Raw genomic sequence first — 25,071 nt, forward strand, 5'->3', positions numbered from 1 at the left:
TGTGAACTCACGAGCGAACCAGGGTGGAACACATCCCATCCCTAACCATGCACGAGGTCGTTAGGAACACGACCGCGGATGTTCCGCGCTGTCCTTCGCAGGGAGCTTGCCCGGCTATGTCGAGGAGACCGCACGGCATCGCAGAACCGTCGCCCAGTCCGATGGGCGTTCATCGATCAGGTACGCCGACAGGGCTGGTCGTGACAGTGGATTGCCGGCGCCCTGTGGCTGCCGGTCAGCGGCAACGTTGCTTTGGCTGATGAGTGGGACCGATCACGACGCCGTCGAACAGGCACTTTCGCCCTTTCAGAGGTGTTGTGCACATCCGAACGTCTCCGCAAGCCCACACACGATCACCCACATCGTTAATCACTAATTTATCACAAACAGATAATAATTTGGTGACCGCGTGAGATTTTGGGGGCGGGGATCCGGAGTTGTGGTGTGTGCAGGGGTTCCGGTTGGGGACCCGGGAGAAGGTTGGTGATCATGGCAGGCCGTGGCCGAGATCGTGGAGGAGTGGTGGGAGGCGCGAGCAGTGCCGGGGATGGTTGGCGTCTGGTTCCGCGTCAGCTTTTGGACAGGTCGGCGTCGGCGATCTGCTGCCCCAGCGCCGCGGACCTTCGAACGCTCACGCCTCTGGTCAGCGGTGGGTGTTGTGGGAGACGCGGGGTAGGTCGGCCCGCGGTGGTTCTCCGGCTCGGGCCTGGCGTCGCCCTGCTTGTGACGCTCGGGGTCCCGGGGAACATGAGAAGGATCGTTGATCGCGTTTGCGAGTGGCGGCAGCGCCGGACGGGCGGCAGCCGTACCACCAGCGCCGTTGATGTGTCCTTGGTCGCAGTTTTCTTGGTCGATGTCCTATCGGGGCTGGATTTCCGGACTTATTAGGGGTGTCGACGGTTCGTCTGACTGGTGGTGATGCTGGTGTCTAACCGCAGAGAGAACGCGGGCCAGGGCCGCACGGCTGGTGCGGCGGGTGGGGCCGCGGAGGGGGCGACGGGTGCGCTGCGTCCCAGGGCCGCAGGGGCATCCGCAGGGGCTGGTTTCCCTCACGTCGCAGGCCAGGGTCAGGGGAGGGGGCGTCGTGTGGGTCTCCGACTACTTGGTCACACGCAATCTCATTCCGTGTCGTCGGGCGCGGGGCGGCGCCGCCGCCGGGCGGCGGCCGGTGTGCCGGATGGGGCGCTGTGGGCCAGGTTGACGCCGCGGGATCGGACCGTGTTGGACTTGGTGGCGCAGCACCAGGTGTTGACGACGGAGCAGCTTCGCGCGTTGGTGTTTCCGTCGATCTCGCGGGCGCAGCATCGGTTGTTGGAGCTCGCGGAGGCGGGCGTGGTGTGGCGTACGCAGCCGTATCGCGCCGAGGGTGGGTCGAAGCCGTTTCACTACCTGCTGGGCTTTCGCGGCGCGGAGTTGCTGGCCGCCCAGCGCGGTGCGGCTGCGCCGCGTCCTTCGGTGCACGCGGATCGACTGCGCCGCATCCTGGAGTCCCCGCGCCTGGCTCACCTGCTGGGGGTGAATCAGTTCTTCGCCGATCTGGCCGACTACTCCCGGCGTGCGGGCTTGGGCACGCCGTTTTCGCTTCGGGATGGGCGGCCGGAGGGTGAGGGTCTGCACACGTGGCGCTCGGAGCAGTGGATCACCGAGTTCTACCAGCACACGATCACCCCGGACGGTTACGGCTGCTGGTACCAGGACGGGGTGTGGCTGGGGTTCTTCCTGGAACACGACACCGGCACCGAGCCGTTGCGACGGGTCGCCGACAAGCTGGACCGCTACACCAGCTCTGGCCAGCGCTACGGCGACGGGCTGGATGTGGCGCGGCGGCTGGCGGGCATGGTGCTGATCTGGACCACCAGTCGCCGCCGCGAGCAGGGGTTACGGAAAGCCCTGCTGGCCAAGCAGTCCCCCGTGCCCGTGGCCACTGCGTCGCGCGATCACGGGGACCCGGACGGCCCGGCAGGCGAGGTGTGGTCGGTGGTCACCGCCGACGCCCAGCATGACCGGTGGGTCCGGCTCGGCGAACTGCCCGAGATGATCGGCGGTACCACCGAGACCGGCACCCCGCGCGTGCTCCGCAACCTGGCCACGCGCTCAGACCGTGGCCGTCACGGCCGCGACGAGAGCGCGTTCGGTGACGGGCTCACCGGCGAGGAGCGCCCGGCCCACTGGCACCGCATCGACGTCGCTGATCTCGTGCTCACCGCCCCCGACGACGACGCCACCATCACCGCGCGTGGCGCGTCCCACGCGGCGCCAGCCGGGCTGGCCCGGCACCGGTGGCCGCGGCCCGCCTAAAACCACCCAGTACATCTCGCCACGATCTTCTGGGCTCTCTGGTCGACCCGCTCCCTCGGTCTCGCTGAGGGCGAGACCATGATCGAGACGCCGAGACCACACCGGTGCGCGACGAGACCAGTCGTCCCGCGCCGGTCTCGCCCGCGGTCTCGCTGATCTGATGGGCGGTGAGAGTCCGGACCACCGGCCGGTGATCGCTGGCCCCGACGGGTGCCCGCATGGCAGTCGGGGAGTCGAAGCCCACCGGCCCATACCAGCCTGGCACTGCCAGCCACCACAGCGCGCGTCAGGGCGCGTGCCCACACCCGATCACACCCAACAGGGGTAAGGGTGCGGGTGACCCGGCTGGCGGGTGTCCGCTGCGTCGACGGACCCCACGCTGCCGACCAACGCTCGCGACCTCCCACCCAGCGCGCGGGCTCGCGGGCAGATGAAGGTGCGCCATGTGCCCCCACAACCCCGACACCAGCCACGACCACACCGACGGCGCTGTTGATGCTGGTGATGCGGACGGCAACGTCGTCCCGATGCGCCGCACGGCGGGCCGCGCCGGCGTGACGGTGGAACGCATCGAAACCGAACCGATGACCGCCGAGGAATACCGGCTCGCGGTCACCGCACTCGCCGCCCTGATCAACCAATGGAAACACCCCGAAGACAACCCTTCGAACCACCAGAAAAAAGCCGCGTGAATCGGACATCTCCGCTTCACAACCCGGCCATGACGAGGGACACTAGAACCCAGCGCGGCATCGGTCGCGACCTGGGATGTTAGTCAGCGGTGAGTCGCCGGTAAGCCGTCTCTTGACACTGGAAATACCGCCCTGGTTTGTGGCCGATCCAGGCCGACACAAAGGCCCGGATCGGCCACAAAGAGCAGCACCACGCGAGGAGTTCAGCTTGATGGCGCGATCGCGCACCGCGCACCGCACCAAGAAACCTGTCACCCTGGATGATTTCGACACGGTACGGGTCGGGATCTACCTGCGGCGCTCCACCGACGACGAGCACCAGCCCTACTCGATCGAGGCCCAGGACAACCGACTAGAGGCATACATCAACTCGCAGCCCGGCTGGCGGCTGGTGGCCCGTTTCCCCGACGACGCGTCCGGTGCCTCCACACAGCGAGACGGACTCCAGCGTGCCCTAGCCGCCGCCCAAGCGGGTCTGTTCGATGTTCTTCTCGTCTATCGGGTAGACCGGTTCTCCCGGAACCTGCGCGACATGGTGACCTTGCTCGACGACCTCGACGAGGCCGGCGTGGTGTTCCGCTCCGCCACCGAACCGTTCGACACCGCCACCCCCATGGGCCGGATGCTGGTGCAGATGCTCGGCATGTTCGCCCAGTTCGAACGCGACACCATCATCGACCGTGTCATCGCCGGCATGGAACGCAAGGCAGCCAAGGGGAAGTGGAAAGGCGGCAGTCGCCCCTTCGGCTACACCGTCGACAAGAAAACCCATGTCCTCGTACCGCAGGAGCACGAATCCGTCCTCGTGCGACTCGTCTTCGAGCTCTACACCCGCGACCGGCTCGGCGCCAACAGCATCGCGGCCACCCTCAACGAGCGAGGATTCCGCACCAGCACCGGCAAACTCTGGTCCCGCCAAACTGTCCTGCGTATCCTCGTCAACCGCATCTACCTCGGCGAACTCAGCTTCCGCGACGTCACCACCGAAAACTGCCACCCCGCCCTCGTCGACCCCAACACCTTCGCCGAGACCCAACGCCTCATGGAACTACGCGGCGACCGACAGACCAACCACGCGGCCAACGGATCGGACTACATCGCCACCGGCCGCCTACGCTGCCCACGCTGCGGCAAGGCCATGATCGGTACCCGCGCCACCGGCCGTTCCAAGACCTACCGCTACTACACCTGCTGGACAAACAACCGCGTCGGCAACCATGCCTGCGATATGCCCCGCCTCAACGCCGACGACCTCGACCAAGCCCTCATCGACGCCGTCGCCGACTTCTACGCCACTCAACACGCGTTGATCAGTGACGCGGTCCAAGCCGCCCAACAACACCACCATGCCCAGTACGACCAACAGCACGCCGAACTCGACACCGTCACCGCAGAGATCACCAAAGTCACCGCGAAGATCAACCGCTACCTCGACGCCTTCGAAAACGGCACCCTGGAACCCGCCACCGTCCAAGAACGCCTTGCCGGGCTACAAGCCACCCTCAAGCAACTCCGCAGCCGGCACGCCGAACTCAGTCACGCCGTGGCCACCCCACCCACGATGCCTGACCCGATCACCCTCGACGACATCGCCACCCACGCACGCGACATCCTCCGCACCGGCAGCCCCAACCAGAGGAAGGCCGTCATCGAGGTCCTCGTAGCCCGCGTCGACATCACCGGCCCGAACAGCATCGTGCCCGTCTTCCGCATCCCGCAGCCCGCACCCGACACCGCAGCTGGGACCGACCAGTCCGTCCCAGCTACTCCGGTTCGCACAATGTCACACTTGGTGGGGCGGGTGGGACTTGAACCCACGACCTGACCGATTATGAGTCGGCTGCTCTGACCTGCTGAGCTACCGCCCCCAGAAAACACAATAGGGCCGGTCCCCGGGGACCGGCCCTACCGTCATGGCGCTCCTCCGGTTGGACTCGAACCAACAACCCTTCGGTTAACAGCCGAATGCTCTGCCAATTGAGCTACGGAGGACCGTTCTTCGGTTTTCGCCGAGCGCCGCCCGACGGGCGTAACTCTAGCGCATGCGCCCCAGCGGGTGCGCCCACCCCCCTGCCCGGCTGCACTCGGCCCCAGCCTGCGCCAGGATGGGTGCGGGATCATCCACGAGCCGAGGGAGAACGTCATGAAGGGCTTCCTGCTCGGCGTTGCCGCAGGGTACGTGCTCGGCGCCCGCGCCGGCCGGGAACGGTACGAGCAGATCGTGTCCGGCTACCGGCGGGTGGTCGACCACCCCACCGTGCAGGGGCTGGCCGGCTTCGTGCGAGCCAAGGTGAGCGAGCTCACCCATCGCCCCCGGCCGCCGGCCCAGCGCCGCACGGCACAGGCCCCGCGGGCCGACCGGAACGCGCCGGTGGAGCACGTCGGCGGCGTCGATCGACCCTGACCCGGCCCGCGGGGGCCGGTCATCGTTTCCGCGCCACCGCGAACACCCGGCGGAAGGGCACCCAGGTGCTGCCGCCCGGCCAGGGTGGGTACGCCCGACGCAGCCGCCGGCCCAGCTCCGTCCGGAACTCCTCCCAGTCCCGGTCGCCGAGCTGGGCCCGCACCGGCCGGAGCGCGGTGCCGCTCACCCACTCCAGCACCGGGTCCGTGCCGGAGAGCTGGTGCAGGTAGGTGGTCTCCCAGGCGTCGACCTCGCAGCCGGCGTCGGCCAGCACGGCGGCATAGCCACCGGGATCGAGCACGGACTCGGGGCGCAACAACTGGACATCGGCCAACTCGTCCCGCCAGCGGGGCTCGTCGGCCATCTCGAGGATGTAGTGATGCGAGGGCGCCTCGTAGTTCGCCGGGACGTGCATGGCGAACCAGGCGCCGCTGGACATGTTCGCCAGCCAGCGCCCGATCAGATCCACGTGGGCGGGCACCCACTGCAGCACGGCGCTGGAGACCACGACATCGGTGTCGGTCTCGGGCTTCCAGTCGGCGACATCGGCGACGTAGGCGTCCACGCCGTTGGCGCGGGCCTTGTCGACCATCTCCGGCGAGGAGTCCAGCGCCTCCAGCACCGCCGTCGGCCAGCGCTCCCGGAGCAGGCGGGTCAGGTTGCCGGCGCCGCAGCCGAGGTCGACCACGCGCCGCGGGTCCTCGGCGAAGACCCGCGCCATGAGGTCACGAAAAGGCCGGCTGCGCTGCTTGGCGAAAGCCAGGTAGACGTCCGGGTCCCACATTCCAAGCCTCCTTGGGGCAGAAAAAGGACGTACGTACGGTCTGGGATGCGGGGGCTTCAAGATCACGTCAATTTCAGCAGGCCAGCGGTGGCCGGTGATAGTCCCAATATCCGCTGACTACTGCTCACCCTGCGTCAACCGTTGCGACGCTGTGTATCCACCAACCGGATGGCAACCTTGGCTGTGATATCCGCCAACAGGCTTGTGTTCGTCCCCGGGTCCGGACGCACCTGCAGCACGATGCCGTCCCGACCCGGAACCCGGCGCTGCACGAACCACGCGCCTCCACCGGGCAGTTCCTGCCGGTGCCGAGATCGAATCGAGGCCGTCACCCGCGCGTGGACAACCTCCGGTACGTGGCCGGCGGCGGAGAGCACGAAACGGCGCGGTGCCCGATCCGCCAGCAACACGGCCCCACCGATCTCACCGACTTCATCCGACTCGAACACCGTCAACGTTTCCGCGCCCCAGGTGGCCTTGCCGACCAGGTGCCAGCCCACCCGGCGGGGTCCGGCCGGCTCCGGCAGCCACAGCCCCAGCGAGGTGGCGACGAGGTGCCCTCCGCCGCGCACCTCGGCCACGGCCAGCACGTTCTCGTCGTCGGCGAGCTCACCGGTGAAGTCCGCGGGCAGCTCACCCCGCCCGGTCAGCCGGCCCACCAGCCGCCGCAGCCAACCCACTCAGACCAGGCCACCCATCGCCTGCTCGCGCAGCACCTTGTTGTACTGCTCCAACGCGACGAGATCGCCGAACCGGGCGTGGTACTCCTCGGCGTCGTCGATCGGTGAGAGCCGCTGCAGCCGCGACTTGATCTCGGCGATCTGCCGGGCCACCAGCGTGGCCTGCAGGCTGGCCAGCACGCCGGACACGTACCGGGTGTCGTCCTCGGTCCTGGCCTGCAACGGTTCCACCGACAGCTCGGTCACCAGGCCACGCGCGACCTGGTGCGCGCACTGCTGCGACACCGCGTCCACGAACGCCGGCCCGGCCAGTCCCGACGCGGTGCCGCCCGCCGCCAGCACCGCACGGTGCAGCTCCTGGTACGCGGGGTGCGTGAAGGCGTCCTCGGGGAGCGCGTCGTAGAGCGGGCCGGCCAGGCCCGGCAGCTGCAGGGCGATCTTGAGCGACTCCCGTTCCACGCGCAGCCGCACGTCGCGGCGGTCCGGGCGCGGCGGTCCGTCGACCTCGACGGCGAGCGCACCCTGGTTCGGGTCGGCCGGTGCGGCCCGGCGTTGCCGGCGCGGCGCCGACACCGGTGCCCCGGCCTCCTCGCGCACCCGACGCACCACGGCGGCCTCGTCGGACCAGCCCACCCAGTAGGCGAGCTTGGTGGCGTAGCCGTCCCGCCGGGCACGGTCCCTGATCCGGGCGACCAGCGGCACGGTGCGCTTCAGCGCGGCCACCTGACCGTCCACCGAGTCCAGGTCGTAGGTGCTCAGCAGGCTGCGGATGGCGAACTCGAACAGCGGCTGCCGCCGCGCCACCAGGTCCCGCACCACCTGGTCGCCCTTGGCCTGCCGCAGCTCGCAGGGGTCCATCCCGTCCGGCGCGATGGCGATGTAGGTCTGGCCGGCGAACTCCTGGTCCCCCTCGAACGCCTTCAGCGCCGCCTTCTGTCCGGCCTCGTCACCGTCGAAGGTGTAGATGACCTCGCCGCTGAGCGCGTCGTCGTCCATCAGCAGCCGGCGCAGCAGGGTGATGTGTTCCTCGCCGAAGGCCGTGCCACAGGAGGCGACCGCGGTGGGCACGCCCGCCAGGTGCATGGCCATCACGTCGGTGTAGCCCTCGACGACGACGGCCTGGCGGCGGCGGGCGATCTCCCGCTTGGCCAGGTCGAGGCCGAACAGCACCTGCGACTTCTTGTAGACCTGCGTCTCCGGGGTGTTGACGTACTTGGCCTCGATCGGGTCGTCGTCGAGGATGCGGCGCGCGCCGAAGCCCACCACATCGCCGCCGAGATCCCTGATCGGCCACAGCAGCCGGCGGTGGAAGCGGTCGATCGGCCCGCGCCGGCCGGCCCGGGACAGCCCGGCCTTCTCCAGCTCGGCCAGCTCGAAACCCCGGCCGAGCAGATGCTTGGTCAGCCGGTCCCAGCCGCCGGGGGCGAACCCGCAGCCGAACCGGACCGCGGCGGCCTCGTCGAAACCCCGCTGGGCGAGGAACTCGCGGGCGGGTTGTGCCTCCGGCTGCCGCAGCTGCTCGACGTAGAACTCCGCCGCGGCCCGTAGCGCCTCCACCAGCCGGGACCGCGTCCCCCGGTCCCGGCGGACGCTGGTGCCGCCGCCCTCGTAGGTGAGCTGGATGCCGGCGCGGTCGGCGAGCCGCTCGACGGCCTCCCGGAACTCCAGGTGCTCGATCATGCGCACGAAGGCGATCACGTCGCCACCCACGCCGCAGCCGAAGCAGTGGAACGTGCCGTGGCTGGGCCGCACGTTGAACGACGGGGTCTTCTCGTCGTGGAAGGGGCACAGGCCCTTCAGCGAGCCGCCACCGGCCCGGCGCAGCGTCACGTACTCGCCGACCACGTCGTCGACCCGGTTGCGTTCCCGCACCTCCGCGATGTCGCTCTCCCGGATCCGCCCTGCCACGGGAGCGAGTCTAGTTGCCCGCGGTGATCACCCTCGCCGAGGTTTCGGCGCGTCGGCGGCGGGGCGCGGGACCGACGGGTCGGTCTGGTTTGCTGGCGGACATGTCCTCGGGTCTGGATGCCCTCACCGACTCCTTCGTCGCCCTGCAGCCGCACCTGGTCGGCGCGGCCTACCGGATCGTCGGTACGGTGGGCGACGCCGAGGACGCGGTGCAGGAGGCGTGGCTGCGGTTGTCCCGGCTCACCCCGGGGGAACGGGCGGCGATCGAGGACCTGCGTGCCTGGCTGATCACGGTCGTCGGTCGCCTCTGTCTCGACCGGCTCCGCTCGGCCGCGGCACGCCGGGAGCGCTACGTCGGTACATGGTTGCCGGAGCCCGTAGTGCGGCCGCTGGGGCCGACCCCGGTCAAGGACCCCCTGGATGCCGCGGTGCGCGACGAGGACCTGCGGCTGGCCGCCCTGGTCGTACTCCAGCGGTTGACCCCGGAGCAGCGGGTGGCGTTCGTCCTGCACGACGCCTTCGCGGTGCCGTTTCCGGAGATCGCCGAGACATTGGGGTGCTCGGCGGCCGCGGCACGCCAGCATGCGTCCCGGGCTCGGCGCGCGGTGGCGGACGCGGAGCCGCCTCCGCGCGCCGAGCTGGCCGAGCAGCAACGCGTGCTCGATGCCTTCCTCTCAGCGTTCGTCCACGGTGATGTGGCCAAGATCGTGCGGATGCTGCATCCCGATGCCGTCGTGATCGGCGACGGCGGTGGCAAGGCACGTACCGCGCGGCGTGCGGTGTTCGGCGCCGAGAAGGTCGCCCGGTTCCTGGTGGGCCTGTCGCGGAAGTACTACGGCAGGTCCGAGTTGGTCACGGCGCGGGTGGTGCTGGTCAACGGCGACCTCGGGCTGTTGGTCCCGGCCGTGGTGGACGAGCGGGGCGGGTTGGCCGCGGCCCACCGGGTCGTCACGTTCGCGGTACGCGACGGCCGACTGGCCGCGGTTTACGACGTCGTCAACCCCGACAAGCTCACCCGCGTCGCATGGTGATCGCTTTGTCCGAGGGCACCGGAACCCGGCACGCCTCCCCCGAGGTGAACCCCTGGTCGGTGATACCGAGCGCGTGGAAGCAGCGGGCACGCATGTTCTCCACGGCAACGATGAAGGTCAGCTCCACGAGCCCGTCGTGGCCGAGTTCGGCGTCCAGCGCCGCGACCATCTCGTCGGTGACGGTCGGCGGTTGGGCGGTCATGGCGTCCGCGTACGCGATCGCCTGCTTGTCGATACCGGTGTAGCGGGGCGAGTCGGCGTAGCTGTCGATCTCCTTCAGTCGCTCGATATCCAGACCCTGCATACGCTGCAGCATCGTGCCGAAGTCAACGCACCACGAGCAGCCCACCTGGGTGGCGACGCGGTAGGTCACCAGTTCCCGCAAGCCCTCGGGCAACCGTCGCACGGCGCGTTGCAGAGTGTTCTCGAACAGAGCCCAGGTCAGGAGCACCCCGTTGTGGTGTGCGTAGACGGTGGCGGGCTCGGGCACGGCTCCGAAGCGGCGGCGGGCGACGCGGTAGAGCAGCTTGGCGAGCCAGCCGGCCCTTCGGGTGGGCACGCCGGGAATACGGGGCATCTCGTCCTCCTCGTCTGACGGGGTGACCGCCCCTTCGCGGGACCGTCACCCTCTGGACGAGATGGCGAGAGCAGGTGTGACAGCGGGACACGTCCGCATCCTGGCGGGGTGCCTCAGCCCCCGGGATCCACCACCCGGGCCAGGAACAGCACACCGCCGGTCCGGGCATGCCGGACCAGAAGCAGGAACGGACGATCGACCCGTACCACCACCGGTCGTTCGCGTTCCGGCACCGCCATCAACGGAACGAACATGACGGCGGTCGCGGCGGCCCCTTCCAGACCCTGCTCATCCAGCCGCAGCACGGCCTGGTGCACCGCGGCCGAAATCCGCAACGGCGGGTCGGTGCTGATACCGGAAAGGTCGGCCCGCTCGGAGAAAGCCGTGCGCACGCCCAGCTCGCCCAGCCCGGTGTCGAGCCGGAACCGCGCCGAGACCTCGATCCGCGGCAGATGCAGCTCGACCCGCCTCGGTTCGGCGGCCTCGAGCAACGCGCCGAGCCGCCGCGCGTCCAGGTCCGGCTCGGCACCGGCCAGCTCGCCGTCGGGCAGGAGCACGTCGACCGTCACCTCGCCGGCCGCCGGCAACCGCACCACCTGCCAGCCGTCGGCGGCGGCGTGGGCGAGGCGTTCGGTCAGCCGCATCGTGGCCACGTCGCGAATGCCGTGCGGCGTATGGAAAGCCCGCGGTGCGGTGTCCCGTTCCGGGAAGGCGTGGCGCCATCCGGTCCGCAGATACAGCGCATTGACCAGTGCCGCGAGCATGTCGGCGGTGACCACGCCGGGGTTGAGCAGCTGCGGGATCAGCCCGCGGGTGGTCTCGGCGACGTCGGCGTTGATCGCGTTCCGGGCTGTCTCCGGGTCCGGGGCGAACGACGTCGGGCGCACCGTCCCGGCGGGCCACCGGCCCAGCTCCTCGACGAACGCGGGATTCACCCGGACCTCGTCGGCCGTCCACAGCGTGTTCGACACCGCCAGCCGCGGTCGCTCCCCGTCGGGTGGCTGCGCGAGCGTGCTCGTCGCGGTGAGCAGGTCCGCGTGCGACCACGGGTCGCCCTCGGGGTCCCCGGTCAGCGCGGCCACCAGCTCCGCCCGCGTGATGCCCCCGGCGCCCGCCGCCAGCAGGCCGAGCGCGCTGGCCACGGACAGCGGCGACAGGCAGGCCCCCACGGCGGGGTTCGGGGACAACACCCGATGGGTGTTCCAGGCGAACGCCAGGTGCTCGGTCGCCGTCTTCGCGCTACTCACCGGCGAGCATCCGGAAGTCGAACGTGCTGTGGCGGGGGCGGTGGCGGCGCCGCTCCCGCACCGGACAACGGGCCGTTCGGCTTGGGTCGGCGCGGCTCGCGCACACCCGAGCCACCGTCAGCCTTCCCGTCCCGCCCGGGCGGGCGGGGCGGCTCGCCACCCACACCAGCCGGCACCCGCCGGCGGATCAACTGCCGTACCAACGCGCGTAACACACCCTGGATCCCCATGGGCCGAGTGTGCCACCGGTCACGCCGTGGGGTAGGACGGTTCGCGGGCAGCGGACACGGCCCCGGTCAACGCCGCGTGCCAGCCGACGGCCTGGGCGTCGGTCAGCAGGGCGACCTGGTCGACCACCACCCGGAGCCGCTCCGCGTCGGAGGCGGCTGCCAGCCATGCCGGCTGGAACAGCGGGTCGAGCGCGTCCGGTGCCCGTTCCAGAACGACCGCGACCAGTTCGGCCAGGAGCTCGCGTTGCTCCCTCTGCGCCGCCAACCGCCGGGGGTCACGCATCACGTACCGCAGGGCCATCGCCTTGAGGACCGCGACCTCGGCGGCGACCTGGGGCACCACGACGAGGTCGGCGTCGTACCGCCGCAGCGGGCCGTCCCCGTAGCGGTTGCGGGTCCCGGTGACGGCCGCTGACGCGAAGCGCCCGACCAGCTCGCTGGTCAGCCGCTTCAACGCGACCTGCGCGGCGAACGAGCCGTCGTGGTCCCGGGCGGCCAGCTCGGCCACCGCGGGCAGGGCCACCAGCTCCCGGGCGGCCCCGGTCAACGCCTCCACCGGCTCGGTGGAGAAGTTCTCCGCGGCCAGGCCGGCGATGACGACCCGCTCCCCCGGGTCGGCCAGGGCGCGTAGCGAGATCCGCCCGGCGAGCACCCCGTCCTCGACGTCGTGCACCGAGTAGGCGACGTCGTCGGCCCAGTCCATGATCTGGGCCTCCAGGCACCGCCGGCCCTCGGGCGCGCCGCGCCGCAGCCAGCCGAAGACCTCCAGGTCCTCGGCGTAGACGCCGTACTTCGGTACGGCCCCGGTCCGCGGCCACGGGTACTTGGCGACCGCGTCGAGGCAGGCCCGGGTCAGGTTGAGCCCGTAGCCACGGCCGTCCGGGCCCAGGACCTTGGGCTCCAGCCGGGTGAGGATGCGCAGCGTCTGCGCGTTGCCCTCGAAGCCGCCGCACGCCGTGGCCGCCTCGTCCAACGCGCGTTCCCCGTTGTGCCCGAAGGGGGGATGCCCGATGTCGTGCGCGAGGCCGGCGGTGTCCACCACGTCCGGGTCGCAGCCCAGCTCCTCGCCGATGCCGCGCCCGATCTGGGCGACCTCGAGCGAGTGGGTGAGCCGGGTACGCGGCACGTCGTCCTCCCCCGGCCCGACCACCTGGGTCTTGCCCGCCAGCCGACGCAGCGCCGCGCAGTGCAGCACCCGGGCCCGGTCCCGGGCGAACGGGCTCCGCCGCTCGGCGCGGGCATCCCGCAGCGCACCGCGCTTGGGCGGCTCGCGGTACAGGCGTTCCGTGTCGGACTCGGTATAGCCGGCCATCACCCCGACGAGGGTATGCGGTGGCGGGCCGCGAGACGCGGCCTACGCCCGGTTCCGGATCGCGCTCGCCAACTCTCACCCCTCCGGCGCACAAACCACCGGGGCGTGGGCGTCCACCGATCGCCCTGGCTCGAGCCCGCCGGTCCGGGATCTCCTGACGCGGGGCGGGAAACCGGCGTCAGAGACTGACGCTCTCGCCAGCCGGGGCGTGGGTGAGCCGGTAGTACAGCAGGGCACCGGTCTCGCGAATGATGTAACGGCCCTGGGTCTCCCGGGTCTGCACCATCGGGCCGTGCCGGGTGGGAGCGGCCCAGGCGTCCAGCCCGACGTCCCGGGCCATCGTGCGGGCCCGCAGCGAGTGCCAGGGGTCGCTGACGATGACCGCGGACCGCCAGCCACGCTCCCGCGCGAGCTCGGCGACCGCCTTCATGCTGCCGAGGGTGTCGCCCCCCTCGTCGACGGCGACCAGGTCCTTGACCGGGATGCCCTGGTCGGCCAGCCAGCGCCGGCCGGTCTCGGCCTCGGTGTAGTTGTCCCCGGGCAGCTTGCCGCCCACGGTGACGATCTTCGCGCCCACGCCCTGGCGGTACAGGTCGCGGGCCCGCTCCAGGCGGGCGGTCAACGCCCCGGAGGGCCGGCCGTTGTACTGCGCGGCACCGAGCACGACCACCATGTCGGCCCGGGTGAGGTCGTCGGCGCGGGCGACCTGCCAGACCCGGAACGCGGTCCCCCCGACGACCAGGGACGCGACCAGCACGGCGCCGAACACCGTGCGACGCAACAGCCGGAGCATGTTCGGCCAGCGGGCGCTCACGGACGTGGTCACGTTTCGCATCGTTCCAGACTCGAACGGCACCGCACACGACCGCCCTATCAGGTGATCTTTCCGCGGCGGGCGGACCTCCGGGTGGGCGTTCGGACGCGCCACGGGGAACCCGGCGGTGGTCACCGAATGCGGACGGCACACCACGAGCGAAAACGTCGATCACGGGACGGCCGGTGGGCCGATCCGGCGGCGGGCGCCGCGACGCGCCTGGAGATTTCGGCCACAGGCGGTGCGTGGCGGCCATGGCGGGCGGCTGCCGGTACTCACCCGGCCTTTACCCCGGCCGAGGGAACCTCGGGCGACAGTGGATCGTGGGCGGTCCGCCGTGCGCCAGGAAGCCCAGCTCAGCCGCGTGCGGTAGGGCACAACGCCCCGGTTGCGGGCACCGCCGGGCGAGTACCCTCCGAACGAGCAGGCCGAGGCACAACGTGGGGGTGTGTGCGGCGCCGGTGTCCTGCCCCGGCGGGAGGGTGTGGTGCCTGCGCGTGGCTGACGGACCCCGAACCCAACTCGATGAGGCGTTGACTGGATGACCACCGACATGGCGGACCGCTCGGTTCCCGCAGAAGACATCCCCGACCTCGAGCCCGGCTGGCGCCGGTTCTTCCCCGGCCTGCTGGCCATTGCCGGCGTGATCGGCTGGGCGTCGGCGTTCCTGCTGACGATCGAGCGGCTGCGGCTGTACGAGGACCCGACCTACATCCCGAGCTGCAGCGTCAACGCCGTGCTGAGCTGCGGGTCGGTCATGCAGACCCCGCAGGCGTCGGTGTTCGGGTTCCCGAACCCGCTGATCGGGTTGGCCGGCTTCGCCGTGGTCATCACGATCGGGGTGGCGGCGTTGGCCGGGGCCTGGTTCCCGCGGTGGATCTGGTTGGGCCTGCTGGGTGGGTCGGCGGCGGCCACGGTGTTCATCCACTGGCTGATCTTCCAGAGCATCTACGAGATCGGCGCGCTGTGCCCGTACTGCATGGTCGTGTGGGTCGTCACGATCCCGACCTTCTGGTACACGCTGCTCCACGTGCTGGACACCGCGGAGCCGAAGCGGGGGCAGGCGCTCACCCGGTTCCACTGGGTGCCGGTGGTGCTCTGGTACGTGCTGATCACGGCGCTGGTCCTGGAGCGTTTCTGGCTCAACGCGCCGGCGGCCTGATCGCCGGCTCGGACGCGAACGGGGGGCTGCCACGTCATGGCAGCCCCCCGTTGTCGATCCCGGTGCGGGCGCGTGGCCGGCTGGGTCCGCCCCGCCCGTCAGCAGCCGAGGAGGCGCTCGGCCAGGTAACGCTCCAACTGGTCCATGGCGACCCGCTCCTGCGACATGCTGTCCCGCTCGCGGACGGTCACCGCGTGGTCGGTCAGCGAGTCGAAGTCGACGGTGACGCAGAACGGCGTACCGATCTCGTCCTGCCGGCGGTAACGGCGCCCGATCGCGCCCGCGTCGTCGAACTCGACGTTCCAGTGCTGGCGCAGCTTCTGCGCCAGGTCGCGGGCCTTCGGCGACAGCTCGGCGTTGCGGGACAACGGGAGCACGGCCGCCTTCACCGGCGCCAGCCGGCGGTCCAGCCGCAGCACCGCGCGCTTGTCCACGCCCCCCTTGGCGTTCGGCGCCTCGTCCTCGGCGTAGGCGTCCAGCAGGAACGCCATCATCGCCCGGCCGACACCGGCTGCCGGCTCGATCACGAACGGCCGGTAGCGGGAGTTGGTGGCCTGGTCGAAGTAGGACAGGTCGACGCCGGAGTGGTTGGCGTGCGTGGTCAGGTCGAAGTCGGTGCGGTTGGCGACGCCCTCCAGCTCACCCCACTCCTGGCCGCCGAACCGGAAGCGGTACTCGATGTCCACGGTCCGCTTCGAGTAGTGCGACAGCTTCTCCTTGGGGTGCTCGTAATGCCGGAGGTTGTCCGGGTCGATGCCGAGGTCGGTGTACCAGCGGGTCCGCTCGTCGATCCAGTACTGGTGCCATTCCTCGTCGGTGCCCGGCTCGACGAAGAACTCCATCTCCATCTGCTCGAACTCGCGGGTGCGGAAGATGAAGTTGCCCGGCGTGATCTCGTTGCGGAACGACTTGCCGACCTGGCCGATACCGAACGGGGGCTTGCGTCGCGAGGTGGTCTGCACGTTGAGGAAGTTGACGAAGATGCCCTGCGCGGTCTCCGGGCGCAGGTAGTGCAGCCCCTCCTCGGTCTCCACCGGGCCGAGGAACGTCTTGAGCAGGCCGTTGAACATCTTCGGCTCGGTGAACTGGCCGCGGGTGCCGCAGTTCGGGCACGGCACCTGCGACAGGTCGTCCTCGCTGGCCTGCTTGCCGGTGCGCTCGACGTACTCCTCGGCGAGCTGGTCGGCGCGGAACCGCCGGTGGCAGGAGGTGCACTCCACCAGCGGGTCGACGAACGCCTCGACGTGCCCGGAGGCCACCCACACCTCGCGCGGCAGGATCACCGAGGAGTCCAGGCCCACGACGTCCTCGCGGCCCTGCACCACGGTCTTCCACCACTGCCGCTTGATGTTGTCCTTCAGCTCGACGCCCAGCGGTCCGTAGTCCCAGGCCGACCTGGTGCCGCCGTAGATCTCTCCGCAGGGGTAGACGAAGCCACGGCGCTTGCAGAGGTTGACGACTGTGTCGATCTGATCGGCGGGCACGAACGCTCCTGGGTACACGGCTGGCAGGGTCGATGCGCGAGTTATCAGCGTACCTAGCGTGACCCGTGGCCTCGGCCGCGGGCCGGGACGACCGGCGCGCGGGGGCCGGGCGGCCGCCCGGCGGACCGGGCTACGGCGGCCGGTCACCCGATCGGCTCAGTGCGGGGTGCTGGGATTGCCGGTCCCGACGCCCCGGGCCAACGCTGGTCCCGGGCATCCACACCATCCCGGGAGGCCGCGATGACCGCCATGACCGAGCACCGGCAGGCCGAGAAGCACCAGCACACCCACGGTCCAGGCTGCGGCCACGAGGCGATCGTGCACCACGACCACGTCGACTACCTGCACTCGGGGCACGTCCACCGCGAGCACCGCACCGACGCCGGCGTGCACTACGACGAGTGCACCGACTGCAAGTGCGAGCACTGCTCCGACTCGTGTGCGGTGTGCAACTGCTCGGACTGCAGTTGCCCGACGTGCAACCACGCCGAGTGCCAGTGCGCGTCGTGCTCGGGCAGTTCCTGCGCCCACTGCACCTGCCAGAACTGCACCTGCCCCACCTGCCGGCACGCCGCCTGACGGGTTCTGCCCGGTCTGCTGGACGGCGGGCCGGACGGTAAGGGGCCGGCGAGGGCTCAGCGGGGCTCGGCCGGGCCCGCGGCCTCCCCCAGCCGTACCGTGCCGGCGTCCCGGGCCAGCAGGCTCGTCCGCTGCTCGACGTGGCCGCCGACGGCCTCACCGAGCACCTCGTAGGCCGCGGGCTCGTCGGTGGCGGCTTCCGACAGCAGCGGCACCACGTGTTCGCGGACCTCGAACGGCGACAGCGCCCTGCGGTAGGCGGCCATCGACTCGAACTCGACGGCCAGCAGCCAGCCCTCGGCGTCCTCGGTGGCCCGGCAGAGCCGGCCGCCGCGGCATCCGGGCTGGGCCGTCAGCAGCTCCAGCGCGGTGTGGGCCCGGGCGGTGAACCGCTCGACGTCGGATTCGGGCACCGTGAAGCGGCAAACCAACAGCACGCTGGCATCCTGCCCGCATGGATGCGCGCCGGTCGACCCGCTCCCCGTTGCTGCCCGGTGACGGCCCGCTGTCGCGGGTGCCGGCGGTGGTGGCGTTCCTCGTCGTGCTCGGGCTGTTCCTGGCCGGGGTGTGGGTGCGGGGCGTGGTCGGCGCGGCGCTGTTGGGTGTGCTCGCGCTGCTCGTGGTGGGGCTGCTGGCCGCCACCTGGCACCGGCTGCGACCGGCGGAGCGGGCCGTGCGGCTCGTGGTGCTGCTCGTCCTGCTGGGAGTGGCCTGGTCGGCGTTCCAGGCCGGCTGACGGGTAGCGGGGCGTCGGTACGCGGAAGCCGCCTACCTGACCAGCCACGCACGGGTCGCTGTCGGGCCGGCGGCGGAGCCGTCCGGCCGGCCCGCCCATGGCGTCCCAGCGCCGCGGAGCGGGCCCGGCGTCGGGCAACCACACCTTCCGGCGGGGTCGCGCCGCGGTGGACGCGAGATCGCCGGCGTCCGGGGCGCGGCCCGTAGGATGGTGGAAGAGATTTCGGTTGTCGTTCGCGACCACCCACCCGAGTGGCTGGAGACGAGATGCCCACCGTGAGCCCCGACGCCGCTCCCGGGCGCGCGCACGGGGGTGAGGAGCACGACCACTCGCACGGCCGTGGTGCGCCGGTGCCGCCGCGCGACCCGCGCACCCTGGTGGCCGCCGGTGACCTGCTGCGTGCCCTCGCCGCCCCGGTGCGCATCGCGATCGTGCTCCAGCTGCGGTCCTCGCCGCGCTGCGTGCACGAGCTGGTCGACGTCCTGCACGTGGCCCAGCCACTGATCAGCCAGCACCTGCGGGTGCTGAAGTCCGCGGGCGTGGTGCAGGGCGAGCGGCACGGTCGCGAGGTGGTGTACCGGCTGGTGGACGAGCACCTGGCGCACATCGTGGTGGACGCGGTCGCACACGTGGAGGAGGCGGAGTGAGCGCACGCCAGTCGACGGCGATCCCCGGCCTGCGGGCGACCCGCCAGCGGGCCGCGGTGTCCCGGCTGCTGGATCAACAGGCGGACTTCCGGTCCGCGCAGGAGATCCACGAGGAGCTGCGCCGCCGCGGCGAGGGCATCGGCCTGACCACCGTCTACCGGACGCTGCAGACCCTGGCCGAGGCCGGTGAGGTGGACGTGCTGCGCACCGACTCCGGCGAGGCCATCTACCGGCGCTGCTCGGCCCACCACCATCACCACCTGGTGTGCCGCACCTGCGGGCGGACCGTGGAGGTGGAAGGGCCGGCGGTGGAGAAGTGGGCGGACCGGGTCGCGTCCGAGCACGGCTTCTCCAACGTCAGCCACACCATCGAGATCTTCGGGGTGTGCGGCGACTGCACCCGCGCTTGACCGGCCGCCGACAGGCCCTCTGGTCGGGCCACCGCCTTGCCGGCTCGCGGGTGTCCGGTTTCCCCGCACGACACGGAAACGTGCTCGTAGTGCGACTGTGGAACTGACGGGTCAGACCGGGCTGTTCACGATTTCCGTGGTGTCCGGGAACTGCCCGTTTCCGCCGAGCGACCTGTAGAAAATTGTCGTCGGGTGCAGCTCGCCGACGGGATCGGCCGCGTAGTCGGGAATGACACCGACCCGGTTCCAGCCGGCCGCCCGGTAGAGCTGCTCGGCCCCGCTGCCGCTCTGGGTGTCCAGCACCAGCAGGGACACGCCCAGGGCGGCGGCTTCCCGCTCGGCGTGGGCGAGCAGGGCCTTGCCGAGTCCCTGGCCACGGGCGCGGCGGTGCACCATCAGCTTGGCGATCTCGCCGCGGTGCCGGCCGTTGGGCTTGGTCTCCAGGTCGAGCTGGACGATGCCCACGATGCGACCGTCGAGGCGGGCCGCCCAGACCAGGAGCTCACCCTCGGCGACGGTGGGGCCAGCTCCCGCCACCAGGAGGTGGCGGTGCCCAGGTCGAGCGGCGCGAGGAAGCCGATCCAGGCGTTGTCGTCGACCGCGTCCACCAGCACCGCCGCCAGCTCGGTCGCACGGTCGAGCAGGTCCGCGGACGACAGGCGAACGATCTCCGGCATCGGTGGCTCCTCGTCGGCGGCGGGGTCGCCCCATCCTCACACGAACGGGCTAGGTCGATCGGTTCAACGCCGGGGAGCGGCTGGGGTTACTCCGGTGGCGCCTGGAGCTGGCCGCCGCGTTCGGGCCGGGCGTAGGGCCCGGACTACTCGTAAGGATGATCAGGTGCGGGTACCGGGCGGATCGACTCCACGGTGAAGGTCGGCGTCGTGTCGGTGCCGGGCGAGGTCGACCCGGGCACCACCGTGCCGGTCACCTCCAGCCAGGTATCCGGCGCGTGCGACTCGAGTTCGGGATCGTGCCCGGCCAGCAATACCTTCCGCGGCGCGGCATCCGCCGCACAGCAGCGGATCGCCATGCGTGCCAGCAGGTGCCGGCCATCGTCCCGCCGCACCAGGAATCCGGTCAGCTTCAGGGTCCGACCATGAAGCGAACCCGAGTCGTCCCACACGGTTCGGGTCACCACCTCGCTGATGCTCATCTCGATCGCGTCCCCACGCGGCAGGGGCGGGAACAGCCCGCTGGTGCGCTTCGGTGGTGCCGCGGCTTGTTCCCCGGCACGGTTCACCGCGTCCGAGCCGAGCGCCGGTGGGGCGAGGAAAACCGCGAGTACCGGCAGCAGCAACAGCCACGGGCTCCGCGGTGGACGATGTGCTCCATCCACACAGGACACTTCAGCGTTGCGTTGCGCGTGGAGGATGTCGCGCATGATCGCGATCGCCGCGAGCACGACCATCACCGTGCCCGTCGCCACCAGCCAAGGGAACAGGGACGGCTTGACGTAGCGGAGGTAGATCCCGGTGAAGCTGATCTTCAGTAGGGCCCCGCCGAGCAACGCCAGGACGACGTTCTGCGTCTCCCGCCTCACCGAACTCCTCCCAGTACGAGTAGCCCCGCCACGACACCGCAGACCACGGCCACGACGAACGTCAGGGGCGCGAACCGCATCGCGAAGGACCGGCCGAAGGCACCGGCCTGCAAGGCCACCAGCTTGATGTCGACCGCCGGCCCGACCACCAGGAACACCAGGCGCGGCAGCAGGGGCAACGCGGAGAGTGCGGCGACGACGAATGCGTCGGCCTCGCTGCACAGCGAGAGCACCACCGCCAGCACCGCCATCACCAGCACGCCCAACACGACCTGTCCGGCCAGGGAGGACACCCAGGCCGGTGGCACGACGACGTTGAGCACCGCGGCGGTGAGCCCGCCGAGGACCAGGAACCCGCCCGCCTCGACGAGGTCGTGCCGCGCGGTCTCGGCGAACACCAGCCAGCGGGATCCGCCGGGTGGGCGCCGGATGCGTTGCAGGGCCCGCTCGGCGATCCACTCGGTCTTACCGACGCGCACCCACAACCAGCCCACGACGACGGCGGTGGCCAGGGATCCCAGGAAGCGGGCCAACACCATGGCCGGCTCGCCGGGAAACGCCACGGCCGTGGAGACCAGCACCACCGGGTTGACCGCCGGCGCCGCAAGCAGGAACGCCAATGCTGCGGCCGGTGCGACGCCCTGCTGCATCAACCTCCGCGCCACCGGAACCGACGCGCACTCGCAGCCGGGGAGGGCCATACCGGCCATCCCCGCAACACCAACCGCCGCCGAGGTGTTGCGCGGCAACACCTTGCGCAGCACGCTGGCGGGGACGAACGCGGCGATCAGCCCGCTGATCAACACACCCAGAACCAGGAATGGCATGGCCTGGACGCAGATCGCGACGAACACCGTCGCCCCGGTGCGCACCGCGGGCACGTCCAACGCGCCGGTGAGCTGGTCCTGGAAGGCGATCGCGGCAAGGAGCAACGCACACAGGACCAGCAGCGAGTCGACCCGCCTGGGCCGGGCGGTCCCGGCACGCGGCTCGGTTGTAGCCGTCACCCGGACCATGCTGCCATAACCAAACTGATAACCGTTACCGGTACCAGCCCGGTCCGGTCAGCAGGACCGCCCAGCCGTTTCGCCAAACGCACCGCCACGGGAAACGCCCAGCGGGCAGGGCCCGACCTACCGGACCCGAAAAGGCCAGTACGGCCCACCGATATCCGAGGAGGCACAGGTGACCTGTGCGGGTTGACGGTTCCGGAGTTCGGGCGGGTGACCGAATCCCGGAGGCGGTGCAGCGGCGGGAGCGGAAAACGCAGGCGGGGTATGGAACTCAGCCGGCGTCAGTGGCGGAGAGCAGCTCCGCACGCAACTGCGAGGCCGTGGAGACCACGAGCATCAGCAGCGTACTCAACGGCCCCGCGGCCAGGCCCTCGGCCGGAAAGGCGTACCGCAGCAGGACGTCCATCTTCCCGCCGTCCCGGCGCACCACGCCGAGCGTGCCGAACAGGCCCTCCCCGGCGCGTTCCGCCGCGGACCGGGCGAGCCGGTCGTCGGCCGGGAGGTCCCAGGCCACCACGCAGGTCAGGCTGAGCACCACCAAACCCTCGGCGAGCTGCATCGCCTGCACCGCGCAGGGCACGTCCTTGTGCCGGAAGCTCAACGCCCCGTCGTCGTCCACGTGCACGTCGTGGTACAGCTCCAGCGCCTCCCGCGCGACGGCGAGCAGCCGGGCCGTGCTGGCGGCCTCGGTGGTCCCGGCACCGGGCGCGTCGTGGCTCATCGGGCTCCTCCCGTTCCGGTGGCCCGCGCGACGGCGTCGACGGCACCGCCGAAGCGGCGATCCCGTCGGGCGTACTCCTCGCACGCCTCCCAGAACTTGATGCGGTCGAAGTCGGGCCACAGCACGTCCTGGAACACCATCTCGGCGTAGGCGGACTGCCAGAGCAGGAAGTTCGATGTGCGCTTCTCGCCCGAGGGCCGGATGAACAGGTCCACGTCGGGCATGTCTGGCTCGTCGAGGTACTTGGCGAGCGTCCGCTCGTCCACCTTCTCCGGGTTGATCCGGCCCGCGGCGGCGAGCCGGGCGATCTCCCGCGCGGCATCGGCGACCTCGGCGCGCCCCCCGTAGTTGACGCACATGCACAGGTTGAGCACGTCGTTGTCGCGGGTGCGCTCCTCGGCGACCTCCAGCTCCTTGATCACGCTGCGCCACAGGCGCGGCCGCCGGCCCGCCCACCGGATGCGCACACCCAGCTCGTCGAACTGGTCGACGCGGCGGTGGATGACGTCCCGGTTGAAGCCCATCAGGAACCGGACCTCGTCCGGGCTGCGCTTCCAGTTCTCGGTGGAGAAGGCGTAGAGCGACAGCCACTTCACGCCCAGCTCGATCGCACCCTGCAGGACGTCGATCACCACGGCCTCGCCCCGCTTGTGCCCCTCGATGCGGGGCAGGCCGCGCAGGTTGGCCCAGCGGCCGTTGCCGTCCATCACCAGTGCCACGTGCCGGGGCACCAGCTCGGCCGGAATGGCCGGCGGCCGGGCGCCGGAGGGGTGCGGTTCGGGCGGCCGGACGCTCGGGTGACCGGGCCCGCGCCGCCGGCGTCGCAGCATCGTTCGTTCCCCTCTCACTCAGCACGCCACGGGGCGCCCTATCGAAACATGCCACCGGGGGACACCGGCGCACCGGCCGGCCCGGAGCCGGCGGGCGGGGCCAGCCCGGCGGCCCGCCGCAGGATCACCTCGGGCACCGCCGGCTCCGGGGCACGCCGCTCGACCAGCGGCAACGACCGCAGCTGGCGTTCCAGGTGCCACTGCAGGTGGGCGGCCACCAGCCCGCTGCCCTCCCGCCGGGCCCCCGGCTCGGACGCCTCGGCGGCGCCCCAGTCGCCGTGCAGCAGGGCGTCGAGCAGTTCCAGGGTCCGCACCGTCGGCTTGGCCGAGCCGGCCGGCCGGCAGCGCGGGCACACCGCCCCCCCGGCCGGCACGCTGAACGCCCGGTGCGGGCCCGGCTCGGAGCAGCGGGCGCACTCGGTCAGCGCGGGCGCGTAGCCGGCAAAGGCCATCGCCCGCAGCAGGAAGGCGTCCAGTACCAGCGAGGTGTCCCGCTCGCCGTCGGCCAGCGCCCGCAGCGCGCCCACGACGAGCAGGTAGAGCCGCAGGGCCGGCTCGGCCTCCTCCAGGGTGAGCCGGTCGGCGGTCTCCAGGATCGCGCAGCCGGCGGTGTACCGGGAGTAGTCGCCGACCAGGCCGACCCCGAAGGCGTCCAGGGTCTGGACCTGGGTGATGACGTCCAGCGTGCGCCCGGTGTAGAGCTGTACGTCGACGTGCCCGAACGGCTCCAGCCGGGCGCCGAACCGCGAGCTGGTGCGACGCACGCCCTTGGCGACGGCGCGTACCTTGCCGTGCCGTCGGGTCAGCAGGGTGATGATCCGGTCGGCCTCACCGAGCTTCTGCACCCGCAGCACGACGCCGGTATCGCGGTACAGGCTCACCCGCCCATCGTCGCACCTCACCCCGACGGGGCATCTGCACGCTCGTGGCCTCCCGGTCCAGGCGCCTACAGCGGCAGGTTGCGCAGGACACCCCAGGCCAGCAGCAGCATGCCCAGGCCGACGCCGGCGGCCCTACCGCGTCGGCCGGCCGGCCACACCCGCCGCCCGCGCCCGAGGTCCCGCCGGACCCCGGCGACGAGCACGGCGAGCAGGACCGGGAGAACGACGACGAGGCCGACCGCGTTGAGTCGCCACGCCTCAGCCAGGTCGCCGTGCAGCAGGGCGCCGAGCACGCGACTCCCGCCGCAGAACGGGCAGAGCAGACCCGTCGCCTCCCGGAACCAGCAGGGCACGGACACGACCCCGGTGGCCAGGAGCGAGCCCGCCACCCCGGTGCCCGGAAGCAGGACGGCGCTGACCGGCAGCGACCGGCCACCCAGCGCCGCCGCCCGCGTCACTGCGCCGACACCACCAGGGTGTGCGCCGCCTTGTCGTGGAAGCCCTGGTTGCGACCGCTCCCATCGAACAGCGGCGACAGCACCATCACCAGGTTGACCAGGCCACCGAGGAACGGAATCACCCCGGCACCCATCAGGATTCCGGCGCGGGTGAACCCGGCGCCGGTATCCATCGGGCTGCCGTCCACCCGGATCACCCGGATCCCGGCCACCTTCTTGCCCACCGTCGCGCCCTGGCTACCGGTCATCAGCGCGTCGTACACCACGTAGCACCCGATGAAGACGAGCATGAGCACGAGGTAGGAGACCAAGAAACCGCCACTCCGGGCAATGGCCCCTGCCAGCAGAAAACCCACGATCATGGCCGGAATCCCGACGATCAGGCCATCGACCAGCCGAGCCACGAAACGGTTGCCCATGCTGGCCACCCGCAGTCCACCGGGCATTCCGGGGTGCGTTCCGTACGGCGTGTAGCCGTACTCGGTCGGCAGGCCCTGCCCGGGCTGCTGCGGGTATGCGCCCGGCATCCCGTAGCCCGGCTGCTGGCCGTACCCCGGTTGGACGGGCTGGGTGTGTCAAGTTAACGGTGGATCGCGTTGATGTGGTTACTTCCTTGCTGCGGACAGTCGT

Annotated in this window: 28 protein-coding genes and 2 tRNA genes; 10 read left to right on the forward strand and 20 right to left on the reverse strand. The window is 71.0% G+C overall.

Features of this window, described 5'->3' with window-relative positions; genetic code table 11:
- Positions 1-1,125 precede the first annotated feature (1,125 nt).
- The 3 genes from IEY55_RS30030 to IEY55_RS30040 all read left to right on the forward strand — a co-directional run bounded on the left by IEY55_RS30030 (position 1,126) and on the right by IEY55_RS30040 (position 4,815).
- Complete coding sequence (locus tag IEY55_RS30030) at positions 1,126-2,298, forward strand: replication-relaxation family protein (protein WP_229686895.1); 1,173 nt, start codon at positions 1,126-1,128, stop codon at positions 2,296-2,298.
- Between the two features lie 527 nt (positions 2,299-2,825).
- The gene (locus tag IEY55_RS30035) at positions 2,826-2,990 is read left to right on the forward strand and encodes a hypothetical protein (RefSeq protein WP_189061962.1); all 165 of its coding nucleotides are present in this window, start codon (positions 2,826-2,828) and stop codon (positions 2,988-2,990) included.
- A gap of 211 nt (positions 2,991-3,201) precedes the next feature.
- On the forward strand, positions 3,202-4,815 hold the full coding sequence (locus IEY55_RS30040; RefSeq protein WP_189061963.1) for a recombinase family protein: 1,614 nt from the start codon (positions 3,202-3,204) through the stop codon (positions 4,813-4,815).
- Here IEY55_RS30040 and IEY55_RS30045 read toward each other — a convergent pair.
- Both IEY55_RS30045 and IEY55_RS30050 read right to left on the reverse strand, forming a co-directional pair.
- Positions 4,781-4,858 (reverse strand) — tRNA-Ile (locus IEY55_RS30045). The two genes, IEY55_RS30040 and IEY55_RS30045, sit on opposite strands and share 35 nt — an antisense overlap.
- A 51-nt stretch (positions 4,859-4,909) precedes the next feature.
- A tRNA-Asn gene (locus tag IEY55_RS30050) sits at positions 4,910-4,982 on the reverse strand.
- Between the two features lie 151 nt (positions 4,983-5,133).
- Between IEY55_RS30050 and IEY55_RS30055 the strand changes: the two genes are divergently transcribed.
- A complete protein-coding gene (locus tag IEY55_RS30055) occupies positions 5,134-5,394 on the forward strand; it encodes a hypothetical protein (protein ID WP_189061987.1) in 261 nt (86 codons plus the stop codon).
- Between the two features lie 19 nt (positions 5,395-5,413).
- Here the strand turns inward: IEY55_RS30055 and IEY55_RS30060 are convergent, their stop codons facing one another.
- The 3 genes from IEY55_RS30060 to dnaG form a co-directional block, all read right to left on the reverse strand.
- The gene (locus tag IEY55_RS30060) at positions 5,414-6,178 is read right to left on the reverse strand and encodes a trans-aconitate 2-methyltransferase (protein WP_189061964.1); all 765 of its coding nucleotides are present in this window, start codon (positions 6,176-6,178) and stop codon (positions 5,414-5,416) included.
- Positions 6,179-6,312: 134 nt separating this feature from the next.
- Positions 6,313-6,858, reverse strand: a complete 546-nt coding sequence (locus IEY55_RS30065; RefSeq protein ID WP_189061965.1) for a hypothetical protein — start codon at positions 6,856-6,858, stop codon at positions 6,313-6,315.
- A complete protein-coding gene (dnaG, locus tag IEY55_RS30070) occupies positions 6,859-8,766 on the reverse strand; it encodes a DNA primase (protein ID WP_189061966.1) in 1,908 nt (635 codons plus the stop codon).
- A gap of 101 nt (positions 8,767-8,867) precedes the next feature.
- Between dnaG and IEY55_RS30075 the strand changes: the two genes are divergently transcribed.
- Positions 8,868-9,797 carry a sigma-70 family RNA polymerase sigma factor gene (locus tag IEY55_RS30075; protein WP_189061967.1) on the forward strand — a complete coding sequence of 310 codons (930 nt, stop codon included), beginning with the start codon at positions 8,868-8,870 and terminating at the stop codon, positions 9,795-9,797.
- Here IEY55_RS30075 and IEY55_RS30080 read toward each other — a convergent pair.
- The 4 genes from IEY55_RS30080 to IEY55_RS30095 all read right to left on the reverse strand — a co-directional run bounded on the left by IEY55_RS30080 (position 9,778) and on the right by IEY55_RS30095 (position 13,956).
- Entirely contained in the window at positions 9,778-10,374 is a 597-nt protein-coding gene (locus IEY55_RS30080) for a carboxymuconolactone decarboxylase family protein (protein ID WP_189061968.1), read from the reverse strand. The two genes, IEY55_RS30075 and IEY55_RS30080, sit on opposite strands and share 20 nt — an antisense overlap.
- 113 nt (positions 10,375-10,487) lie before the next feature.
- Positions 10,488-11,621: a serpin family protein gene (locus tag IEY55_RS30085; RefSeq protein WP_189061969.1), complete on the reverse strand. Its 1,134-nt coding sequence runs from the start codon at positions 11,619-11,621 to the stop codon at positions 10,488-10,490.
- A gap of 249 nt (positions 11,622-11,870) precedes the next feature.
- Positions 11,871-13,163: a deoxyguanosinetriphosphate triphosphohydrolase gene (locus tag IEY55_RS30090; protein ID WP_189061983.1), complete on the reverse strand. Its 1,293-nt coding sequence runs from the start codon at positions 13,161-13,163 to the stop codon at positions 11,871-11,873.
- 178 nt (positions 13,164-13,341) lie between these two features.
- Complete coding sequence (locus IEY55_RS30095) at positions 13,342-13,956, reverse strand: YdcF family protein (RefSeq protein ID WP_189061984.1); 615 nt, start codon at positions 13,954-13,956, stop codon at positions 13,342-13,344.
- Positions 13,957-14,518: 562 nt separating this feature from the next.
- On the opposite strand from IEY55_RS30095, the gene IEY55_RS30100 reads away from it, so the two are divergent.
- Positions 14,519-15,139 (forward strand): vitamin K epoxide reductase family protein, encoded by a 621-nt coding sequence (locus IEY55_RS30100; RefSeq protein WP_189061970.1) that lies wholly within the window; start codon positions 14,519-14,521, stop codon positions 15,137-15,139.
- A gap of 98 nt (positions 15,140-15,237) precedes the next feature.
- On the opposite strand, the gene IEY55_RS30105 is transcribed toward IEY55_RS30100, so the two are convergent.
- Positions 15,238-16,623 carry a glycine--tRNA ligase gene (locus tag IEY55_RS30105; protein ID WP_189061971.1) on the reverse strand — a complete coding sequence of 462 codons (1,386 nt, stop codon included), beginning with the start codon at positions 16,621-16,623 and terminating at the stop codon, positions 15,238-15,240.
- Positions 16,624-16,863: 240 nt separating this feature from the next.
- On the opposite strand from IEY55_RS30105, the gene IEY55_RS30110 reads away from it, so the two are divergent.
- Positions 16,864-17,202, forward strand: coding sequence for a hypothetical protein (locus IEY55_RS30110; protein ID WP_189061972.1), 339 nt, complete (start codon positions 16,864-16,866; stop codon positions 17,200-17,202).
- A gap of 56 nt (positions 17,203-17,258) precedes the next feature.
- On the opposite strand, the gene IEY55_RS30115 is transcribed toward IEY55_RS30110, so the two are convergent.
- Positions 17,259-17,639: an antibiotic biosynthesis monooxygenase family protein gene (locus IEY55_RS30115; RefSeq protein WP_189061973.1), complete on the reverse strand. Its 381-nt coding sequence runs from the start codon at positions 17,637-17,639 to the stop codon at positions 17,259-17,261.
- 17 nt (positions 17,640-17,656) lie between these two features.
- Between IEY55_RS30115 and IEY55_RS30120 the strand changes: the two genes are divergently transcribed.
- The 3 genes from IEY55_RS30120 to IEY55_RS30130 all read left to right on the forward strand — a co-directional run bounded on the left by IEY55_RS30120 (position 17,657) and on the right by IEY55_RS30130 (position 18,995).
- Positions 17,657-17,938: a hypothetical protein gene (locus IEY55_RS30120; protein WP_189061974.1), complete on the forward strand. Its 282-nt coding sequence runs from the start codon at positions 17,657-17,659 to the stop codon at positions 17,936-17,938.
- A gap of 266 nt (positions 17,939-18,204) precedes the next feature.
- The gene (locus IEY55_RS30125; protein WP_189061975.1) at positions 18,205-18,585 is read left to right on the forward strand and encodes an ArsR/SmtB family transcription factor; all 381 of its coding nucleotides are present in this window, start codon (positions 18,205-18,207) and stop codon (positions 18,583-18,585) included.
- Complete coding sequence (locus tag IEY55_RS30130; protein WP_229686896.1) at positions 18,582-18,995, forward strand: Fur family transcriptional regulator; 414 nt, start codon at positions 18,582-18,584, stop codon at positions 18,993-18,995. The genes IEY55_RS30125 and IEY55_RS30130 overlap by 4 nt, the downstream gene beginning before the upstream one ends.
- A 111-nt stretch (positions 18,996-19,106) precedes the next feature.
- Here the strand turns inward: IEY55_RS30130 and IEY55_RS32390 are convergent, their stop codons facing one another.
- The 9 genes from IEY55_RS32390 to IEY55_RS30170 all read right to left on the reverse strand — a co-directional run bounded on the left by IEY55_RS32390 (position 19,107) and on the right by IEY55_RS30170 (position 24,968).
- Positions 19,107-19,460 carry a GNAT family N-acetyltransferase gene (locus tag IEY55_RS32390; protein ID WP_229686897.1) on the reverse strand — a complete coding sequence of 118 codons (354 nt, stop codon included), beginning with the start codon at positions 19,458-19,460 and terminating at the stop codon, positions 19,107-19,109.
- Entirely contained in the window at positions 19,391-19,672 is a 282-nt protein-coding gene (locus IEY55_RS32395; RefSeq protein ID WP_229686898.1) for a hypothetical protein, read from the reverse strand. Before IEY55_RS32395 ends, IEY55_RS32390 begins: the two co-directional genes overlap by 70 nt.
- A 143-nt stretch (positions 19,673-19,815) precedes the next feature.
- The gene (locus IEY55_RS30140; RefSeq protein WP_189061976.1) at positions 19,816-20,538 is read right to left on the reverse strand and encodes a TIGR03943 family putative permease subunit; all 723 of its coding nucleotides are present in this window, start codon (positions 20,536-20,538) and stop codon (positions 19,816-19,818) included.
- A complete protein-coding gene (locus tag IEY55_RS30145) occupies positions 20,535-21,554 on the reverse strand; it encodes a permease (RefSeq protein ID WP_189061977.1) in 1,020 nt (339 codons plus the stop codon). Before IEY55_RS30145 ends, IEY55_RS30140 begins: the two co-directional genes overlap by 4 nt.
- 268 nt (positions 21,555-21,822) lie before the next feature.
- Entirely contained in the window at positions 21,823-22,272 is a 450-nt protein-coding gene (locus tag IEY55_RS30150; RefSeq protein WP_189061978.1) for a hypothetical protein, read from the reverse strand.
- Positions 22,269-23,102 carry an isoprenyl transferase gene (locus IEY55_RS30155; protein ID WP_189061979.1) on the reverse strand — a complete coding sequence of 278 codons (834 nt, stop codon included), beginning with the start codon at positions 23,100-23,102 and terminating at the stop codon, positions 22,269-22,271. Before IEY55_RS30155 ends, IEY55_RS30150 begins: the two co-directional genes overlap by 4 nt.
- 38 nt (positions 23,103-23,140) lie before the next feature.
- Positions 23,141-23,983 (reverse strand): DNA repair protein RecO, encoded by an 843-nt coding sequence (gene recO / locus IEY55_RS30160; protein ID WP_189061980.1) that lies wholly within the window; start codon positions 23,981-23,983, stop codon positions 23,141-23,143.
- Between the two features lie 65 nt (positions 23,984-24,048).
- The gene (locus IEY55_RS30165) at positions 24,049-24,441 is read right to left on the reverse strand and encodes a DUF2752 domain-containing protein (RefSeq protein WP_229686900.1); all 393 of its coding nucleotides are present in this window, start codon (positions 24,439-24,441) and stop codon (positions 24,049-24,051) included.
- On the reverse strand, positions 24,438-24,968 hold the full coding sequence (locus tag IEY55_RS30170; RefSeq protein WP_189061981.1) for an RDD family protein: 531 nt from the start codon (positions 24,966-24,968) through the stop codon (positions 24,438-24,440). Before IEY55_RS30170 ends, IEY55_RS30165 begins: the two co-directional genes overlap by 4 nt.
- Positions 24,969-25,071 lie beyond the last annotated feature (103 nt).

The sequence above is a fragment of the Longimycelium tulufanense genome (assembly GCF_014645795.1).
GTDB classification, from domain to species: domain Bacteria; phylum Actinomycetota; class Actinomycetes; order Mycobacteriales; family Pseudonocardiaceae; genus Longimycelium; species Longimycelium tulufanense.

Bases quoted from the DNA above. Each gene is read 5' to 3' on its own strand.
- IEY55_RS30035 (WP_189061962.1), top strand. From the start codon at position 2,826: ATGCGCCGCACGGCGGGCCGCGCCGGCGTGACGGTGGAACGCATCGAA.
- IEY55_RS30040 (WP_189061963.1), top strand. From the start codon at position 3,202: ATGGCGCGATCGCGCACCGCGCACCGCACCAAGAAACCTGTCACCCTG.
- IEY55_RS30055 (WP_189061987.1), top strand. From the start codon at position 5,134: ATGAAGGGCTTCCTGCTCGGCGTTGCCGCAGGGTACGTGCTCGGCGCC.
- IEY55_RS30060 (WP_189061964.1), bottom strand. From the start codon at position 6,178: ATGTGGGACCCGGACGTCTACCTGGCTTTCGCCAAGCAGCGCAGCCGG.
- IEY55_RS30075 (WP_189061967.1), top strand. From the start codon at position 8,868: ATGTCCTCGGGTCTGGATGCCCTCACCGACTCCTTCGTCGCCCTGCAG.
- IEY55_RS30080 (WP_189061968.1), bottom strand. From the start codon at position 10,374: ATGCCCCGTATTCCCGGCGTGCCCACCCGAAGGGCCGGCTGGCTCGCC.
- IEY55_RS30090 (WP_189061983.1), bottom strand. From the start codon at position 13,163: ATGGCCGGCTATACCGAGTCCGACACGGAACGCCTGTACCGCGAGCCG.
- IEY55_RS30095 (WP_189061984.1), bottom strand. From the start codon at position 13,956: ATGCTCCGGCTGTTGCGTCGCACGGTGTTCGGCGCCGTGCTGGTCGCG.
- IEY55_RS30100 (WP_189061970.1), top strand. From the start codon at position 14,519: ATGACCACCGACATGGCGGACCGCTCGGTTCCCGCAGAAGACATCCCC.
- IEY55_RS30110 (WP_189061972.1), top strand. From the start codon at position 16,864: ATGACCGCCATGACCGAGCACCGGCAGGCCGAGAAGCACCAGCACACC.
- IEY55_RS30120 (WP_189061974.1), top strand. From the start codon at position 17,657: ATGGATGCGCGCCGGTCGACCCGCTCCCCGTTGCTGCCCGGTGACGGC.
- IEY55_RS30125 (WP_189061975.1), top strand. From the start codon at position 18,205: ATGCCCACCGTGAGCCCCGACGCCGCTCCCGGGCGCGCGCACGGGGGT.
- IEY55_RS32395 (WP_229686898.1), bottom strand. From the start codon at position 19,672: ATGCCGGAGATCGTTCGCCTGTCGTCCGCGGACCTGCTCGACCGTGCG.
- IEY55_RS30145 (WP_189061977.1), bottom strand. From the start codon at position 21,554: ATGGTCCGGGTGACGGCTACAACCGAGCCGCGTGCCGGGACCGCCCGG.
- IEY55_RS30150 (WP_189061978.1), bottom strand. From the start codon at position 22,272: ATGAGCCACGACGCGCCCGGTGCCGGGACCACCGAGGCCGCCAGCACG.
- IEY55_RS30155 (WP_189061979.1), bottom strand. From the start codon at position 23,102: ATGCTGCGACGCCGGCGGCGCGGGCCCGGTCACCCGAGCGTCCGGCCG.
- IEY55_RS30170 (WP_189061981.1), bottom strand. From the start codon at position 24,968: ATGCCGGGCGCATACCCGCAGCAGCCCGGGCAGGGCCTGCCGACCGAG.